General features: G+C 43.7%; 14 protein-coding genes. 13 read left to right on the forward strand and 1 reads right to left on the reverse strand.

All coding sequences use genetic code 11. The annotated features are described in order from the left end of the window. The first annotated feature begins 8 nt into the window (after positions 1-8). The 6 genes from JJ941_RS12395 to JJ941_RS12420 all read left to right on the forward strand — a co-directional run bounded on the left by JJ941_RS12395 (position 9) and on the right by JJ941_RS12420 (position 5,708). On the forward strand, positions 9-1,283 hold the full coding sequence (locus JJ941_RS12395; RefSeq protein ID WP_290965712.1) for a hypothetical protein: 1,275 nt from the start codon (positions 9-11) through the stop codon (positions 1,281-1,283). Between the two features lie 19 nt (positions 1,284-1,302). Then, positions 1,303-1,620 carry a hypothetical protein gene (locus tag JJ941_RS12400; protein ID WP_290965715.1) on the forward strand — a complete coding sequence of 106 codons (318 nt, stop codon included), beginning with the start codon at positions 1,303-1,305 and terminating at the stop codon, positions 1,618-1,620. 124 nt (positions 1,621-1,744) lie between these two features. Next, on the forward strand, positions 1,745-2,263 hold the full coding sequence (locus JJ941_RS12405) for a hypothetical protein (protein WP_290965716.1): 519 nt from the start codon (positions 1,745-1,747) through the stop codon (positions 2,261-2,263). A 47-nt stretch (positions 2,264-2,310) separates the two neighbouring features. Continuing rightward, the gene (locus JJ941_RS12410; protein ID WP_290965718.1) at positions 2,311-2,874 is read left to right on the forward strand and encodes a hypothetical protein; all 564 of its coding nucleotides are present in this window, start codon (positions 2,311-2,313) and stop codon (positions 2,872-2,874) included. Between the two features lie 207 nt (positions 2,875-3,081). Then, positions 3,082-4,887: a copper resistance system multicopper oxidase gene (locus tag JJ941_RS12415; protein WP_290965720.1), complete on the forward strand. Its 1,806-nt coding sequence runs from the start codon at positions 3,082-3,084 to the stop codon at positions 4,885-4,887. Beyond that, positions 4,884-5,708 carry a copper resistance protein B gene (locus JJ941_RS12420; RefSeq protein WP_290965723.1) on the forward strand — a complete coding sequence of 275 codons (825 nt, stop codon included), beginning with the start codon at positions 4,884-4,886 and terminating at the stop codon, positions 5,706-5,708. The genes JJ941_RS12415 and JJ941_RS12420 overlap by 4 nt, the downstream gene beginning before the upstream one ends. Before the next feature lie 194 nt (positions 5,709-5,902). Here the strand turns inward: JJ941_RS12420 and JJ941_RS12425 are convergent, their stop codons facing one another. Next, positions 5,903-6,670: an SDR family oxidoreductase gene (locus tag JJ941_RS12425; protein WP_290965726.1), complete on the reverse strand. Its 768-nt coding sequence runs from the start codon at positions 6,668-6,670 to the stop codon at positions 5,903-5,905. A 510-nt stretch (positions 6,671-7,180) separates the two neighbouring features. Between JJ941_RS12425 and JJ941_RS12430 the strand changes: the two genes are divergently transcribed. The 7 genes from JJ941_RS12430 to JJ941_RS12460 all read left to right on the forward strand — a co-directional run bounded on the left by JJ941_RS12430 (position 7,181) and on the right by JJ941_RS12460 (position 19,397). Then, the gene (locus tag JJ941_RS12430; protein ID WP_290965728.1) at positions 7,181-7,468 is read left to right on the forward strand and encodes a hypothetical protein; all 288 of its coding nucleotides are present in this window, start codon (positions 7,181-7,183) and stop codon (positions 7,466-7,468) included. A gap of 117 nt (positions 7,469-7,585) precedes the next feature. Continuing rightward, positions 7,586-9,805, forward strand: coding sequence for a TonB-dependent receptor (locus JJ941_RS12435; protein ID WP_290965731.1), 2,220 nt, complete (start codon positions 7,586-7,588; stop codon positions 9,803-9,805). Positions 9,806-10,248: 443 nt separating this feature from the next. Continuing rightward, positions 10,249-10,797, forward strand: coding sequence for an RNA polymerase sigma-70 factor (locus JJ941_RS12440; RefSeq protein WP_290965734.1), 549 nt, complete (start codon positions 10,249-10,251; stop codon positions 10,795-10,797). A gap of 221 nt (positions 10,798-11,018) precedes the next feature. Continuing rightward, the gene (locus JJ941_RS12445) at positions 11,019-12,056 is read left to right on the forward strand and encodes a FecR domain-containing protein (RefSeq protein WP_290965737.1); all 1,038 of its coding nucleotides are present in this window, start codon (positions 11,019-11,021) and stop codon (positions 12,054-12,056) included. 24 nt (positions 12,057-12,080) lie between these two features. After that, positions 12,081-15,353 (forward strand): SusC/RagA family TonB-linked outer membrane protein, encoded by a 3,273-nt coding sequence (locus JJ941_RS12450; protein ID WP_290965740.1) that lies wholly within the window; start codon positions 12,081-12,083, stop codon positions 15,351-15,353. A 31-nt stretch (positions 15,354-15,384) separates the two neighbouring features. Beyond that, a complete protein-coding gene (locus JJ941_RS12455) occupies positions 15,385-16,728 on the forward strand; it encodes a RagB/SusD family nutrient uptake outer membrane protein (RefSeq protein ID WP_290965743.1) in 1,344 nt (447 codons plus the stop codon). 206 nt (positions 16,729-16,934) lie between these two features. Then, on the forward strand, positions 16,935-19,397 hold the full coding sequence (locus JJ941_RS12460) for a fused MFS/spermidine synthase (RefSeq protein WP_290965745.1): 2,463 nt from the start codon (positions 16,935-16,937) through the stop codon (positions 19,395-19,397). Positions 19,398-19,405: the final 8 nt, after the last annotated feature.

Here is a 19,405-nt window from a genome sequence, read left to right on the forward strand (position 1 = left end):
GTTTGACGATGGAAAAAAAACTACTACTGCTAGTATTTACTCTAGTGCTTTTCGCGGGTCCCGCATTAGCCCAATCCTACAACGACGAGGCAAAGGAAGACCTGGAATCCCTTAAGCCCGGCACTACCAATTTTTTATTGCGGGGATATTCACATGCCGGATTTCAATCTATTGATGGCAACAGCTCTTTTGTAAGCGGGCAATACGCCCCCATTTTAATGTGGAAACAAGGCGATAAAATTCTTTTCGAGAGTGAACTCGAAATTGAATTTGAGGGCGATGGTGTTCAGTTTGCCCTGGAGTATGCTAATATATCATACATCTTAAATGATTATGCCATACTTAGGGTCGGTAATTTTCTGACCCCCTTCGGTACCTTTAACGACAGGATTCACCCGGCGTGGATAAACAAATTATCAACGGCACCCTTGGGAATGGGACACGACCCTGTTGGGCCAACCAGCGAATTTGGCGCTGAATTAAGAGGCGCGGCTGATCTTGGAAGTTCTAAGTTTAATTACTCACTGTATTTGTCGAATGGTTCCATACTTTCAGTACACGATGAAGATTCAACAACAGCCCCGGAAGTCAGCCTGAGTGGGTTGAACTTTGAGGATAATAATAATGAAAAGGCTGTTGGAGGAAGATTTGGCTTTTTACCTTTTAATAATTCTGCCCTGGAATTAGGGGTATCTGCGCAATACACCTCAAATATTGCAAATAAAGACTTTGAATATGGCTCGGTAGGCATGTTAAATTACGCGTTTGACCTGTCTTTCGTAAAAAACAGCATTCAACCCATTAAAGGTAATATTGATGTTAAGGCTCAATGGAACCAATCCAACATTGATGAATTTGAATTGGTTTTACCCGATGGCGACGAGCTTATTTTCGATCAAAAAAGAAGTGCCTATTACGCTCAGATAGCTTACCGCCCCTCACTTTCAAGCAGCCCTTTTTTGAGCAAGCTTGAATTTGTGGGCCGATACTCAGGTATCGACTTACCAGAGGGCCCTGATGAACATGGGGATGAGCCCGCCACGCCCAAAATATCAGACAATGGTGCCGGTAACAGCTTGCGTTCAAAATCTTTATTTACCCCGGAAGTTGTTGGGGGCGGTGAAGAAGAGGAAGTTCACAATGAAGGTGACCGCACCCAGATAGCATTCGGTGTTAATTACTGGATAACATGGCGTTCGGTCATAAAATTCAGTTATCAGATAACCGACAACAATGAAGAGGCCTTTTCGGGCATCTACCTCCATTACGCTTTAGGATTTTAACACTTAAATAATTACCACTATGAAATTTTCAGGCATTTCAAAATTATTAACCATAGTAATTTTAACAACCTTAGCTTTTACAACGTACAGTTGCAGCACAAGCAAAGAAGCCACCGGGACTGCCTCAAATGACGGCTTGGATGATTTGTCGTTTACTGTAGAAAAATCAGGGGCTGTTTTGTGGGGCGAAACTTGCGGGAATTGCCATAACGCACCAGACCCGACGGCTTTCAGCGACCGGGAATGGGATGCTATCGGCTCTCATATGCGAATCCGCGCCGGCCTGACGGCTGATGAGACGAAGAAAATCGTCACATTTCTGCAGCAAAGTAATTAAGTCAGAACCCAATATAATTATGGCAAAGGTAAAATTAATATCATTAATTTTAATGACTTTATTTCTGTATCAGGGGTGTATTACAACTGCAGAATCTGGAGAAGAGTCTGAAATTATATATCCAATGTTCGTAGACAACAACTCGAATAATATCAATGATTATGTAGAGCAGACAACGCACGAACCGGGTCCGGGCACGGTATCATCAAAAAGCTCCACAGATAATGGTAACTCTCATGGTGAACCCGGGCATTCCTTTACCGATGACAATGAAGATGGTATCTGCGACTATGCTCAAGATGGAAGTCCAACTTGGCATGGACCTGGTTTCATTGATGATAATGAAAACGGTATCTGCGATTACTGGGATGAATCCCATTCCATGCACAGCCGGCACGAGGGAATGCGCTTTCACGATGAGAATGAAAACCATATCAATGATTACTTCGAGGAGGAAATGCATTGGGGAGCAGGCCATAAATTTATTGATGCGGATGGAGACGGAATTTGTGACCTTGCCCAAGACGGCAGTCCCACTTGGCATGGCCCTGGGTTTGTGGATATGAACGGCAATGGCATGAGCGACCACTGGGAAAACGGTGGACGCGGACACGGCGGCATGATGGGTGGAGGACACAATTAAATTAAAGAAAGATAACATAACGTGACAATTTATAACGGCCGACTATAATGAAAATTCGAACTCCTCATTTACTTTCTCTAATCATATTACCTCTGTTTCTTAACGGATGTATGACTATGGGCTGGGGCGGCCATTACAATAATGGCAGCAGTCAGCCGGCGGATCAACAGGCAAATCTGATCAAGGAGCAGCAAGTAGCAAATCAGACGGTTCGGGCAACATTCCCTTCTACTGAAGCAGGTCAACAAGTTCATTTTGAACTGGAAACAATCTCTCAGGATACTACCAATACACCTATTGAATCAGTAGTCCTGGAAATACAAAATCCAGGAAACTCCGGCTTGCCTCTCGCCACCACCACGGTTAAACCCGATCCTACCTTAAGCCGTCAAGGATACTGGATCATTCCTTATAGATTTGCAGAATCGGGAACTTATCAAATAACTTTTATAGTAAATTTGAACACAAAAAAATCTTCGTCACCTCATTCTATTTCTTCACACTTGATGGATTCAGAATCAGTTGCCAAATATAATAGGTATAACCCCTTCCCATGGGTCGCTAGTAGTGCAATAATGGTTGGCTTTATGGTGTGGATGATGGCCAATTAATCCTTCTCCCTACGCCACCAATCAAACGCATTTCGTCTTTAAGCTTAATTTAAGGTTCACCATTTATATTACAAATTAGCTTAAAAGCCTATGAGTTAACTGTCAACTTCCTACATGTTAAAGCACAGAATCGAAGAGTATATTTAAAAAACTTATTATAAGTTCAACTTATGCGTTTGTTCTTCTTAACAAAAAAGTTTCAATTTAATGAGTAAAGATTCGAAAACTATATCCCGCCGAAAATTCCTTCGCTATACTGCTTCTTTGGGGGCAGTAGCAGGTATTAGTTCTATTCTTCCTGCATATGCCTTCAAGAATTTTAATATTGAAAAAGAAGTACTGACTCCTTCAGGCCCTAAAAATACACTTGATTTAACTATTGAATCTATCCCTATTGAAATAGAAGGTAAAAAATCAAAAGCAATAGGGATTAATGGTAAAGTTCCAGGCCCGCTAATCCGCTTAAAAGAAGGAGAAGATGTTCTCTTGCGTGTTACAAATAATTTGGATGAAGACACTTCCATTCACTGGCATGGCATTATTTTACCGTTTCAGATGGATGGCGTTCCCGGAGTAAGTTTTGATGGAATTAAACCCGGGGAGACTTTTGAATACAAATATCCTGTTAAACAGAATGGAACGTATTGGTATCACAGCCATTCAAAATTACAGGAACAACTGGGGCATTATGGACCCATGATTATTGACCCGGCTAATGAAGACCCGGTTGAATTTGACCGTGAATACCCCGTTATACTTTCTGACTGGACGTTTGAAAGTCCTTATAAAGTGCTAAGTAAGCTTAAAAAAGCTGAGGGTTACTATAACTACCAACAACGGGATTTAGGCGAATTCTTCCAAGATGTGAAAAAAGATGGTTTTGGCGATGCAATGAGGAATTACCTTTCATTCGCTAAAATGAGAATGAGTGCTACCGACCTCGCTGATATTACCGGGGCTACCTATACTTACCTAATGAACGGGATGGGGCCGGATTCAAATTGGAATGCCTTGTTCAACAAAAATGAAAAAGTTCGATTACGTTTTATAAATGCTTCAGCCGGCTCCATGTTTGATGTACGCATTCCCGGACTTAAGATGACTGTTGTGCAAGCTGATGGCCAAAATGTTGAGCCCACCCCCGTGGATGAATTCCGTATCGGCATCGCTGAAACTTATGATGTGATCGTCGAACCCAATGAAGAAAAACCATTTACTATCTTTGCTGAATCGTTGGATCGAAGTGGCTATGCACGTGGTACTCTGGCGCCCCGCGAAGGGATGGAAGCCCCTGTGCCCGAGCTACGGCCACGTCCTGAACGCAGCATGAAAGACATGGGAATGAAAATGGATATGGCCGGCATGGATATGGATGGTAGCATGAACATGGAAGGCATGGGCCATGATGGACACGGGGATATGAAGATGGATCACAGTGGCATGTCGATGACCAACAAAGCAGCTGAACCTGTTAAACACGGCCCGAACCACCATGGTATTGGTGCCGCGGCTATCGCCAACTACCAGTTTGACCGACTGGATGAACCTGGCATCGGGCTTGGTAAGGATGGGCGAAAAGTGCTGGTATATAGGGATCTTAAAAGTCTTGAACCAAATATAGATAAGCGTCAGCCTGAACGGGAAGTAGAATTGCATCTGACCGGAAACATGGAGCGTTATATGTGGTCGTTTGATGGAAAAGAATTCCATGAAGTTAATGGGCCTATTGAATTTCAACACAATGAACGCCTGCGTTTAACATTGGTCAACGATACTATGATGGAACATCCAATTCACTTACATGGAATGTGGATGGAACTGGAAAATGGGAATGGCAACTATAATCCCAGAAAACACACACTATTAGTACAACCCGCTCAAAGGATTTCAGCTCTGGTAACTCCACGCGATAAAGGGCGTTGGGCCTTCCACTGCCACATTCTGTATCACATGGAAATGGGAATGTTTAGAGTGGTTCAGGTAAGTGATGAAGATGGAGGTATCTACGGATGAAATCAATAACAAGAATAAAAATAAAAGTTGAATTACTATTAACTCTGATGAATTTAACTATTAAAAAAATTCGACCAAAAATAGCATTAGCTCTTTTTATGTTTTCATTATTATTGGGGACAAATTCGGTAATTGCCCAAAAAGCCCCTCCATTTAGTAATGATATCATGCCGGATAATAAAACCTATTATTTTTTCCAGGCTGACCGCTTTGAGTTTTACTCAATTGGGGATCCAGGTCCGATTGTGTGGGATGCCCAGGGTTATATTGGCAAAGACATCAATAAATTTTGGTTTAAGGCAGAAGGGGAAGCCCTTACTACTGAGCGTGAAGGCGAAATGGAATTTCAAGGGTTATATAGCCGTGCTATAACTTCCTATTTTGACATTCAGGCCGGTTTAAGATATGATTTAGCTTATAACGATACAGAAGATAATTCCAGAGGCTTTGCTGTCATTGGAATTCAAGGGCTTGCGCCTTACTTATTCGAAGTGGACGGAAGTTTTCAGCTTAGTGAAGATGGAGATATTTCTGCTTCTTTTGAAGGGGAAATTGATTTATTAGTAACACAAAGGTTGATTGCACAACCACGTTTTGCAACTAATTTGGCCTTACAGGAAGTTGAAGAATGGGGGGTCGGTTCTGGTATTAATAATGTTCAGCTTGGTTTTAGACTCAGGTATGAGATCCGACGTGAGTTTGCTCCTTATGTGGGTATATCGTGGAACCAAAAACTTGGTAGCACCGCTGACTTTGCCCGTCTAGAAGATGGAGATGTAAGTGCCTTTGGCCTTGTTGGCGGCGTTCGCATGTGGTTTTAATTCCCGGAAAATTTTTCAGCGGTTAAGCAAACACCGGTTAGATCAATAATGAAAGAAACACCAATAGCACAATTTCCCTGACATTTATTTGTACCCCAAAAATGTGCGCCCGGTTCTGATACGGCCGGGCGCATTTTTTTTGCGTGCCCATTAAATGGTTATCGTTCAAATTCAAGTAAAATGGGGTATTCTGATTAGGAAGTCATGCCACCGTCAACGGGATTAATAGTACCTGTGACGTAACTACTTTCATCGCTCGCTAGGAACAGCATCATATTTGCAACGTCTTGATTATCCGCATACCTCTTCAGTGGAATCATGGATTCAAACTGTTCTTTAGCCTGATCTGCATTATCAGGCGAAAATCCGCTTTCCAAAGATCGCATCATTCGATTATCTACTGGAGCAGGATTTACCGTATTCACTCTAATGTTTTTTGGAGCTCCTTCTTTAGCGGCTTCACGCATTAGCCCAATTACTGCATGTTTGCTTGTCGTATATGCTGACATATTTCCCGTTCCCATGAGCCCCGCTACAGAAGATGTAATTATGATACTCCCTCCATTTCGTTTCTCAATTTCTGGAAACGCACTTTTGATGGCATAAAACGGCCCCTTTACATTGATGTCAATGACCTTATCAAAAGTATCAGCTGGGTAATCTACAATGGACTTCACCTCTCCTTCGATACCCGCATTAGCCAGTAGTATGTCTAATCCTCCAAATGCTTCAACAGTTTTCTGAACGGCTTTTCTATTGTCTTCCAAAGAAGAAACATCGCATGTTATATAATTAACGCGATCAGGCTCCCCAATTTTTTCACTGATTTCTTTCAATGCTTCTTCGTCTACATCAGCTAACATCACTGAGGCACCTTCTTTAACGAATAATTCTGCTGTGGTTGAACCAATGCCTCCAGCTCCTCCAGTTACAAGTGCCACTTTATTATCTAAGCGTCCCATTTGTTCTCTTTTTTTAATTGAAATTGCAATTATTAAACATCTTTTAACTTCAAAAAATTCAAATAAAGTTAACGGTAACTGTAGCGTTGCATTTGATAAGCGAAGTCTCTGAAAAATCTCAAGATTACGTTATTCTAGGCCCGGCAGTGGTCGAAACAAGCTCTATCCGTATGCTGATAGTTTTTGAGAACTGGCAGGTTTGTCACTCTCAAGGAATCATAAGAACGGAAACTTCAAATTGTGTTTAGATTCAAATCATATGGCCGCCCACTGTTTTGAAAGACTTCTAAGCATGAAATTAAAAGACCCTCGATTATAAACTAAGACATTTTCAACTGACTCCAAGCTCCCTGTTAACTAAGGCAGTACCATAATCAGGCCATCACTGCTTCAGCTTCAATTTTGGGGTATTACAAATTAGTGATATTTTACTCCCATTCACTTCAGCATTTTTACATCCCAAAAATAGATATCTGGTTGACAAATATACTATTCACATATCTTAACTTATTGTTGATTCTGATTACCACTGTCAGCCTCACTGTTTCCACATTCCATTCCCATCATGATATTCAATGGAACCGTTCGATAAAGCATGCTGATACCGGACATACATTAACAGTCGATTCTTCGCAATGTCCTGTTTGCGGCTATCTGTTTAAAGCCGGTTCGGTTCCGGCTGTATCTTCCACACAGGTTCTGGCCAAATCAACCTTTATCCAGGGCTCAGCTTCATTAGCTTTTCTGTCATACTTCCAAAACCCGGTTTCAGGCCGGTCTCCTCCCGCTTCGAGCTAACTTCTTTCTTTTCAATCTTATTTATATAAACACATGATGGATGATATTTCTTCAATCATGTGGCTTAATTTTATAAATAGGCTAACCTGTTCATTTTTTTACATTCAGCTTAAAGCCATGAAATTATTTAATACTGGAGTTTTATTTTTTCTTTTTCTTTCATTTCTGAGCGGTACCCTCCATGCTCAATCGTTGTCTGGAATTGTTTATGACGAAACAAATATTCCCATGCCGGGCGTACAGGTTCATATACCGGCTATTCATAAAGGAGCCATAACCGATATAAACGGGGCCTTCAGGTTAACGAACCTTCAACAGTCCGTTTTTACGGTTCAATTTTCATTTTTAGGATACAAAACCGAAATCAGAAAAATTAACCTTTCTACAGTTGAACAGCCCATCCGTATTGTAATGGAGCAAACATCACTCAATCTGCCCGGTATAACTGTTACTTCAAATCCGCAGCCCACCGATGTATTGAGTACGTCCCAATCCGTAGCTTCACTGGATGAAGAACAGCTGTTCAGAAACCGGGGCGATGCCATCATGGAATCCCTGGAAGATATTCCGGGTGTCAACACGTACACAACCGGCAACGGTATTGTTAAACCGGTCATCAGGGGATTAAGTTCTCAACGCGTTCTCGTTCTTGTGAATGGAGTACGGCAGGAGGGGCAGCAGTGGGGAGATGAACATTCTCCTGAAATAGACCCTTACAGTGCCCAACGTATTGAAGTGGTAAAAGGCCCCAGCAGTGTCTTATATGGTTCGGACGCTCTGGGAGGTGTCGTAAACGTCATCAAACCCGATTTACCCACAACGGAAAACGATCCTTTGCTGGACGGCAAGATCAATCTGAGCGGGTATTCCAATAACAACTTGCTGGGTGGTTCTTTGGCTCTGTCGGGTGCACAGGGCGTTATTGGGTACCGGGGCACTTTCACCAAGCGGAATTCGGGCAATATTGAAACAGCCCGGGGAACACTGAAGAATACAGGTGTAGAAGAAACAAACGGTAGTTTTGCGTTGGGCACGAAACAGCAATGGGGCGAACTTTCGCTCGATTACTCCCGGGTAGGCCAGCGGATTGAAATTTTTGAAAATCCGGCGGAAGAACCGGATGCAACCCCTTACCAAAGTGTAATACACGACCGGGTTCAGTCGGGCCTTGATCTGCATTTTCCGGGTTTCAGGCTGGAAGCTCAGGCGGCCTATCAAAATAATAACCGTAAAGAATTTGTAGAATCTGGTGCAGCCGACCCGGAGTTAAACCTGCTGCTTAGAACCGGTACAACCGATATAAAATTGCACCACAAGCCCGTGGGTAATTTGATCGGAACCGTTGGTATCTCCGGTATGGCTCAGCGCAATCAGACGCTTGCCGAAGAAAAACTGATACCGGAATACGTGCTCTATAATATTGCCGGGTTCATCTATGAAGAGTTGAAAATGGATCCCTTAATCATTTCAGCCGGGTTTAGGTTTGACAATCGAAGCCTGAATACCGGAGCTACACCGGAGCTTAATGTGGAAAGGCAAGAAAAAAATTATAATGCACTCAGTGGTAACCTGGGTGTAGTATGGCGGATTACCGATCCTTTTGCCTTATCCGTAAATTTAGGAAGAGCGTGGAGGGCGCCTACGGCGTTTGAGCTATATGTAGATGGGGTACACGAAGGCACAGCCCGGTACGAAATCGGCGACGATGACCTGGTTCCGGAGTCATCGCTAAATATTGATGCTTCTTTACGATACATTTCCGGAATTTTTCAGAGTGAGTTTTCGGTTTATAACAACCGGATCAATGACTACATATTTCCAAATCCGACCAACGAATTTGATCCCGGGTCAGGGTTCAGAGAATACCAATACTCGCAGGCCAACGCCCGCATTTACGGATTGGAGTATTCTCTTCAGGCTCAGACGTTCCCGTGGTTAATTCTGTCAGGCGGATACAGTATTGTAAGGGGTGCCAATCAGCGTATTGACGACCCCTTACCGCTGATGCCCACAGACCAGTTGAAGCTGGGTGCCAGGTTTACACAGCCTAAATTTGGTTTTTTATACGAACCGTACCTTAGCGTAGATACCCAGATCTTTGCCAGACAAGATCGTATAGCCGGATTTGAGACCCCAACCGCCGGCTACACCCTTTTAAACCTGGGCATAGGGGGTAAGCTGCAGATGGGCTCTAAAAAACTAAACATTATTTTACAGGCTGAAAACCTGCTTAACGAGGCCTACCGTTCGCACCTGAGCCGGTATAAGGAATATGCTCTTAACCCCGGCCGCAACATTAAGCTGAAAATCAATATCCCCTTTACTCTGGCTGAATAAAGCACCATTAAAATGGGAATAATCGGGCAACAGGTTATTCCCATTATAAATCTGGTGAGCCTTACAACCCATTCTTTCCTAACCCGCATTTCTCACAGAAATAATTATGAAAAAATCTAACTATTTGATTGTGAATGTTTTTAATCTGGATTTTCAGTGACAGCCCCCAAAACACTCTGTCAGACGCTGCGAAATTTGTCCGTGGGCTGCGTTGTCCCGAAAATCGTTTGCTCAACGTACTCAGGTACGTTTCAGCCACCATTTCCTGGACGCCTTGCCCTCAACTAAATTTCTTGGTGAGAAATGCGGGCTAAAACTTTCCGTTAGAAACACCCTCTCTCTGAATTCTAACAAGGAATTTAAGCTTAATTTAAGATTTCTCTGTTAGCTTAAGCCTGTTTAACAAATTTGCTGGCTAAGTCTTAAATAGAAGTTTAAGTACAATGCGGTTGTCTGATCAATCATTAATCAAAAAAATACAACGGGGAGATAAGCGTGCGTTCGAAAGTTTGTTCAGAAGTTATTATGCTTTGTTGTGTGATTATGCACAAAAGTATGTGAAAAATCACCAGGCCGCCGAAGATCAGGTACAGGAAGTTTTTGTAAAGATATGGGAGATAAGAAAAGATTGGAATCCGCAGGGAACCATTCAGGCTTATCTATATACGGCGGTCCGCAATCAATCATTGAACTACCTTAAACACAAAAAGATAGTGGACGATTGGAAACAAGAAGAGGCCTTAAGTGACACACCAAGTCCTTTTTCTCCGACAGAGAAAAGAGCTAACTTCGAAGAAATGAATAAATGGTTACAGGAAGCCATTCAAAAACTTCCCGAAAAAAGACGCGAAATTTTTCAGCTTAGCCGTGATCATGGGCTTACCTACGTGGAAATTTCTAAAACTCTGGGCATTTCTGTTAAAACCGTTGAAACCCAAATGGGAAGATCCTTACGACACCTTAGAAGCAGGCTGGAACAGAGATTGAGATAAACTAAACCCATTTTAAAGCCTCGTTCTTCTTTTATCTTTTTACCCTGTATCAGAGATAACGCCATTGTAAGACAAAAGAAAAAGGGTTAGACCGTCTAAATTCTCCCAACAATTTAACAGTACACCTGCTGACCACAAAAATTTCTTTTTTTTGTAGGGGTATTGGTATATACAGTTGTATTAATAATAGAGACAGCAATTTAAAAACATGGAATTTTTACATGCATAAAAACATAGAGTGGGCTGAGATAGCCAGATATGTTTCCGGAAACAGCAGTATCGAGGAAAGCAAGCGATTAAAAAATAAAATGGAGTCTGACGAAACCTATAAAAAATTAGTGGAGGAAGCCCGTATGGCATGGAACATATCGGGCAAAAAGGCGGGAGCCTGGAATATGGATAAAGCATGGGATGATGTTCGCCAGAGGCTGGAAGACATGGATGAGATGGAGGCAACCGGGAAAAGCCGCACGGTAAATAAAATGAAAAGCCGGCCCAATAAACGTTCTTTAAATTACATGATTCGTGTGGCCGCCGTTGTTGTAATTAGTGCAGCCACGGGTATTCTGCTTTACCGGCCTGATGTAACTACCAGCAGCAAACCACAACAAGAGCAGGTGCAAAAAGAACTGGTTGCCAAAAAGGGAGAACAAAAGAGATTCCAGCTTAGCGACGGAACTTTAATTACCCTGGCAGCAGATAGTAAAATTCGCCTTTCTCCTCAATATCAAGCCGGTTCACGAGAAGTTTATCTGGAAGGGGAAGCTTTTTTTGATGTGGCTTCTAACCCTGACCGGCCCTTTAAAGTTCATGTTGGGGAAACAACAACCGAAGTTGTAGGTACACAATTCAACATTATTTTCTATCCCGGAGATGAAGACGTACGCGTAGTTGTAGTTGAAGGAAGTGTTGGTTTACAGGCACATGAGTCTGACAAACAGGTGTTAATAAAACCCGGAGAGCTTGGAAAATACTCAGCAGACCACCTTTTGACGGTTCAAAAAGTAAACTTAAATAATTACATGGGCTGGATGGATGGAAAATTGGTTTTTGACAATCAACCCTTAAGTAAAGTAGTAATCAGGCTCGAACGGTGGTATGGCCTGTCTTTTAATATTGAAGATACTGCAATTAAAGAGCGTAAACTTACGGCTGCGTTTAACCTTCGACAGCCACTGGAAGAGGTCCTTGACGCTATAGCAATATCCCTGGACCTGACATATGTGAAAAATGACAGATCTTTTACTTTTCAACAATAACAGTAACCTATCAACAATATACCTATGAAAAAACTAAAGCTACTTATTCTATTGTTGCCGGCATGGTTGGTACTCTCGCTGGTGTCAGATATTTATGCACAAGATCAAAGCAGACAGTTTGTTTCCCTGTCGCGGTACGATCAAAACTATCAATATAATTCACCTTATGAGCAAAAAATTTCGCTTGATTTAAAAGAAGTGTCTGTTGAAAACGCGCTTCAAATGATAGCTAAAGAAGGAAACATAAGGCTGGCTTATAACAAACTAATCATACCCATTCAAAAAATAACTGTAGTTGAGGAGGGTATTACGGTTAAAAAAGCTCTTGAACAAGTATTGGAAAATACGGGGCTGGACATGGTTGCATCCCCCAACGGACAAATTGTGATTAAGAAGAAGCCTGTTCCCGTCATTTTTCAAGGTAGTATTACCGGTACGGTGACGGATGCTAAAAATGGCGAATCGCTGGCGGGTGTAAATATTGTTGTAGAGGATACAGATCCCCTTCTTGGTACCTCTACCGATTTAGATGGTAACTATACTATCAATAATGTACCGGATGGATCATACACTATTACCGCAAGATTCCTGGGTTTTAGAGCGATGAGTAAATCCGTAAATGTATCCGGGGGAGAAACAACTGTTGATTTTCAACTGGAATCTTCCGTTTTAAATTTAGATGAACTCGTAGTTACCGCAACCGGTGTACGCAGAAAGGTTGAAATTGGAAACGCCATTTCCCGTATTGATGCTGCTGAGGATGTTCAAACACGCCCCATTAGTGATGTTTCAAGTTTACTTCAGGGGCAGGCCGCCGGAGTAGAAATCCTGGGAAGCGGCGGCTCAACCGGAATGGGCTCCCGCATACGAGTTCGCGGGTCTAACAGTGCCTCTCTTTCTAATGAACCTGTTATTTACGTTGATGGAGTCAGAATTAACAACGATCCAAATTCTATCTCCTTTGAAACCGGTGGACAGTCCCCTTCCCGGTTAAGCGATATTAACCCGGAAAACATTGAATCGATTGAAATTATTAAAGGCCCCTCTGCAGCTACCTTATATGGTTCGGTTGCTGCCAACGGGGTAATCCGGATAACAACAAAGAGGGGACGAACAGGAAAACCTCAATGGTCGGCATTTACGGAAACCGGAATAGTCAATGATGTAACAACCTATCCAAAAAACTATCAGGCTTTGGATGCCTCCGGTAATCCTTGTTTTACTTTTGAAGCTGCTGAAGGGCTTTGTACGCAGAGTACTCTTGATTCCTTTCAGCCACTTAACGACGACCGTATATCCCCATTCCGAACAGGGCAGAACTATGGGCTTGGCCTGAGTGTTGCTGGCGGTACGGAAGCATTAACCTATTTCCTTTCCGGTAATTTTTCTGATAATGAAGGTGTTCTTCCGGTTAATAACCTCAGAAGAGCGAACTTCCGTGGAAATTTTGGCACCCGGATTTCTGAAAGTTTAAAGACAAACCTTTCCGTTGGCTATACTAATAGTGAATTGGAATTACCTTTAAACGATAATTTTGCCTTAGCATTGATCAATCAGGGACTTAACGGCCGGGCAACTCCCGATGTAAACGATGGGTGGGGAGAGTTTACCCCTGCAGAATTATTCACTATTGATACCAGGCAGAATATCAACCGCTTTACTACCGGCCTGGAAACGGAGTGGACGCCTATGGACAATTTGAATGTTCGTGCCAACGGAGGGTTGGATTTTACTTCCCGATGGGACAATCAGTTTTTCCCTACCGGTAAAGCCCCTGATTTCCTTGATTATAATCAAGGAGCCCGCTTCTCCAATCGTTTCGAGACCTTTGATTATACCCTCGATTTAGTAGGTACCTATACCCTGGCGATTTCTGAAGATTTCTCTTCACGTACTTCTGCAGGCTTTCAGTATCTGCAAACCCTTACGCGCGGCACCTTTGCCGAAGGCCGGCAATTGGTTGCGGGAAGCAATTCCATTGCAGGAGCTGCCGTAACGGTTAGTTCGGAACAAACCACAGAGCAACGCACGGTTGGTACTTTTATGGAAGAACAGGTTGGTTTTCGCGATAAGTTGTTCGTTACCGGGGCTGTTCGGATTGACCGGGGAAGCGCCTTTGGAGCTGATTTCAATGCAGCGGTATATCCCAAAATAAGCACCTCCTGGTTGGTTTCGGAAGAATCTTTTCTTAATAATACCGGGAATTGGCTGTCTTCATTACGCCTAAGAGCCGCCTGGGGAGCTTCCGGAGTACAACCGGGAACCAATGATGCCCTGAGGTATTTCAACCCGATTGCCGCAACCGTTGGAGGGCAAAACGTAACCGGTGTTACCTTTGGAAGCGTGGGGAATCCTGACCTTAAACCGGAACGATCAACTGAGGTAGAAGTCGGGGCAGATGCCACCCTGTTTACCGATCGTGTAAATCTGGAGATAACCTACTTTAATAAGCAAACTAAAGATGCGTTAATTTTCAGGGAATTACCGAGATCGCTCGGAGTTGGAGATGGACGTTTCGAAAACCTGGGTTCTGTCCAAAATACCGGTTTAGAACTCGCATTATACACAAGAGTATTCCAAACGCGTTCTACCAGCTTTGATCTTGATTTCGTTGGGTCATTTATTGACAATAAACTGAAAGAGCTTGGTGAAGGCATCGAGCCTATACTGTTTAATAGCGGGTATCAGCGTCATGTAGAAGGATATAGCCTTGGCGGCTACTGGGATGAATCATATACCTTCAATGATGCCAACGGCGATGGTCTAATCGGCCGGGATGAAGTAGAAGTTGGCAGTGAGGCCGTTTATCAAGGTTCTCCATTTGCCGATACCGATCTTTCTTTTACAGGTACACTTGGCGTGTTCAACAATAGAATTGTAGTACGGGCACTTATGAACTATCGCGGAGGCAAAACCCTGTTAAATAATACAGAAGCGTGGCGGCAAGGCAACAGTAATACTGAAGCCTTAAATGATCCTGATGCCTCTTTGGAAGATCAGGCCCGTGCAATTGCTGCTAAATTTAACGGCACCTACGCCGGCTATATGGAAGATGCCTCTTTCTGGAGGTTACGTGAAGTATCGTTAACTTTTAACGCACCGCAACGATGGTTGAACTCTCTTGGGGTTTCCCGTGCAAGCCTGACCTTATCAGGCAATAATTTAGGCTTGTGGACAGACTACACCGGCCTTGATCCTGAAATCAGTTCAACCGGACAGACCAATTTCACTACCGAAGAATTTATGAGCCAGCCCCCCGTCCGAACCTGGAAGGCACGCCTAAATCTTACATTTTAGTAATACAAAAATTTAATTTGGAGAACATATTATGAATACATTAGTCAAAAACAGAGACCAAATTTGGAGGTATATTATTTTTGCCGGTGCGGCAATTATAATAGCTCTAAGTACCTATGCATGTGATTCTATGGTGGATGTAACAGACCCTGATATTGTTACCCCCGAATCATTGAACAGCGAGGCCGGCATACAAACGCTCAGAGCCGGCTCACTTGGTGATTTAGCAGTAGCTATGAGCGGTTCAGGAGCAGGGCATGGTGCCACTCCGGGTTTAATAACTATGAGCGTCCTTATGACGGACGAATATGATTATTCCGGAACCTTCCCCACCCGGCGTGAAGCAGACACCCGAAATCTCCAGAATTCAAACGGTGAAATGGATATGATTTACGGAAACCTGCACAGATCCCGGGCGTCCGCTGCAACAACCTTAGATGCGGTAACCGAATTTGGGAACCTGCCTTCCGTAGAGAGTGAAATGCACAGCGTTATAGGCTATATATACCTCATGTTTGCAGAAACTTTTTGCTCCGGCGTTCCTTTTAGTAAGGTATCCCCTGATGGAGGATTTGAATTCGGGGAACCGCTGACGACCGAGCAAATGTTTAATACGGCAATAACCCATTTTGATGGTGCCTCAGCCAGTGCGGGTGCCGGTTCCGACTTTGCCAATCTTGCCCTTTTAGGCAAAGCCCGCGCCCAACTCGGGCTGGGCCTAATTAGTGATGCAGCCAATACGGTTAGTTCTGTGCCTACCGATTTCGTTTATAACATTGAGCATTCCGATAACAGCCGACGGCAGGAGAACGGAATATATGTCTTAAGCACAGTCCGCCGTCAATTATCTATCGCTGACGGCAAGGGCGGGAACGGATTGAATTTTCGTTCTGCTAATGATCCCCGTATTCCCTGGGAAGATAATGGCGTAGATGGGCAGGATGATATAACACCGTACTTCAATCAACTCAAATTCAGCACTCCAAGCGACCCGGTTACTTTGGCTTCAGGGATAGAGGCTCGTTTGATTGAAGCCGAAGCAGCCATGCAGGCCGGTAATAATCAGGAAGTGGAAGATATCCACAATGCTCTGCGAGCTACCGTAGGCCTCCCGGAAGATGATTTATCGGCTATGGATGCAGACGAACTTCGGTCTTATCATTTCAGTGAACGTGCTTTCTGGCTTTTCAGCACAGGTCATCGTCAGGGTGATCTTCGAAGGATGGTGCGCGTGTATGGAGAGCAGGTTTCCGATGTGTTTCCGTGGGGAGATTATATCAAAGGCGGTGTATATGAAGATAACGTCAACTTTCCGGTTCCTCAATCAGAAGAAAACAATCCCAACTTTCAAGGTTGCCTGGATCGAAATCCATAACTATTATACACTCAATTCAATGAAGCAAAGGGGGCTGGAATTGCCCCCTTTTTATTTCTAAGCTATCCTTTAGCAAATCTTAACCAGCGGATCGGACGATAGTGTCAAGTCAAACTAATCAACTTCCTATTTCTAAATCTCTCGTTTCCAATTATTTCTCTGTCGTAACCGGCTTATTCTTTCTTTCAGGGGCAGCGGGTTTAATTTTGCAAGTAGTTTGGATGTACCGCCTGGGATTGGTATTTGGCAATGCGGCCTACGCAACGGCTGCCACACTTGCTGCATTTTTTCTTGGCTTAGCTATTGGCGGATGGGTTTGGGGCAATGCCTCGGCAAAACTGAAACGGCCGTTGAGGTTATATGGCCTCATGGAGATTGGTATTGCCATAACCGCCTTGCTGTTTATACCGGGCCTTGATTTCTATGAAAATTATTATGCCACACTGGTTTCTTTTCTTGACGGGCAGAGCGGAATGCTCACCTTTTTAAAATTCATGTTTAGTATTACCCTCCTGTTATTTCCTACCATACTTATGGGCGGTACATTTCCGGTACTGGCACAATATGTTGGTAAAAAGCGGCGGCAGCTCGAAATACGAGGTACATTGCTATATGCTTTAAATACCATCGGTGCCTCTTTAGGAGCTTTTTTAGCCGGTTTTATTCTTCTCTCACGGTATGGAGTAAATACCACCTATGCCTTAGCGGTTGCCCTGGCAGCAGCGGTCGGTCTCGCCGCAATTATTCTGGATATCCTAACTGCTATGAATTCAGAATTCAAGCAGGCCGATAAAACGCGCAGTACCGCCACTAAAAAGGGCAATTCAGGGGCATCAAAAAATTCTGCACTAAGGCTGAACTACTCCTTGATGATTACTTTAGCATTTACATCGGGCCTGCTGGCTCTATCCGCAGAAACCGCATGGATTAAGATGTTCGCCCAGGTATTACAAAATTCGGTCTATTCTTTCTCGGCTATATTGGTTGTATTTCTCATAGCCCTGGGATGCGGGGGGTTTTTATCGCATCTGCTTGTTCGTTTTAACTTCCGGCCTCTTCCCACTTTACTGGTGTTGCTTTCTGCCGGGGCAATTTTGGTTGCACTATCCCCTGTCGTTTTCAACAAGCTGACTGATGGACTTGGTTATGTGGCCGGCGATGCTTCCTGGACTGGATATCTGGGAGCTGTTTTTAAAATGGGCTTTCTGGTGGTTTTTCCTCCAACGCTGATTCTTGGCACCGTTTTCCCGTACCTGCTTAAAGCTTCACCCAAAACAAGCAAAGAATCCGGACAATTTGTGGGACTGCTTGTGTTATGTAATTCAATAGGCAGCACTATTGGCCCTATTCTTACAGGCTTTTTTATACTCGATGCCATCGGCCTGTGGGGAAGCATCAAAATTGTGGCCGTCATATACGGTGCCCTGGGACTATTAATTGCTTTTTCTATCCCAGCACCCAAAAGCCTGCGATGGATGGCTCTGCCTGTCGCCGGAATCATAGTTGCAACGGTGATGACAAACCCGCCGCTCGTACATCTGGAAAAGGGCGAACGCTTGTTGAATACCTGGCAGTCAACCGATGGTGTTGTTTCTGTTGTGCAATCAAATGAGAATATTCAAATGCGGCTCGACAATTTTTATGTACTCGGAGATACCCGCTCAACACTGGTTGAGCAGATGCAGGGCCACATTCCGCTTTTACTTCACCCCGACCCGGAGCAAGTTTTATTTTTGGGGATGGGCACGGGTATTACCGCCGGGGCTGCTCTCAATCATAGCGTTGATCGGGTTGTAGCAGTAGAACTGGTATCTAACGTTATAACAGCGGCTGAAAGTTATTTTACCCCCTGGCTAAATGGATTATTCAGCGATTCCCGGGTTGAAATTGTAGCTGACGACGCACGCAACTATCTGCTGGGCACCAAAGAAAAATTTGATGTTATTGTGGGCGACCTGTTTACACCCTGGCATGCCGGTACAGGCAGTTTATATAGCCTGGAACATTTTCAAATGGCAAAAGAACAACTGAAACCAGGCGGCATTTTTGCACAATGGCTGCCTCTTTACCAGTTAACCCCGGAAGGTTTTGAAACAATAGCCGCAACCTTTAATACGGTATTCCCGGAGGTAACCTTGTGGCGGGCAGATTTTTCGGGGTCGAGGGCCAGCATTGCACTTATTGGCCAGCAAAAAGGATCACAACTTGACCAGGAAGTTCTCGAACGAAATATTGCCCGTGTGGTTGGCAGCAAAGACAGTTCACCAGCCGAGCACATGACAGGCCTGTTTTATCTGGGAAATCTGGATGCTATTGAACAGCAGCTTTCAGAAACAGAGCTGAATACCGATGACCAGCGCACCATCGAATTTAAGGCCCCCATTTTGTCACAGCGGGCCAATGCCGGAGACGGAACCTATATGGTTGGAATGGAATTGGAAAAATTATTAACGTCATTATCCAAAAATCTTCCACCGGAAGAAGATCCATACTTATCTAATCTTCCTCAAAACGAAATGCGTTATGTAACGGTTGGCCTGCTGTATTATCGTTATTTGAATTATAAAGCGGCCGGGCAAACAAATAAGGCAGACATCCTGAAGACAAAAATTAACCAATTGGCACCCGGCTTTTTAAATGATTCTACCCAAACTCCAACCGGTTCGTAATAACAAAA

The sequence above is a fragment of the Gracilimonas sp. genome, assembly GCF_017641085.1.
Taxonomy (GTDB): Bacteria; Bacteroidota; Rhodothermia; order Balneolales; family Balneolaceae; genus Gracilimonas.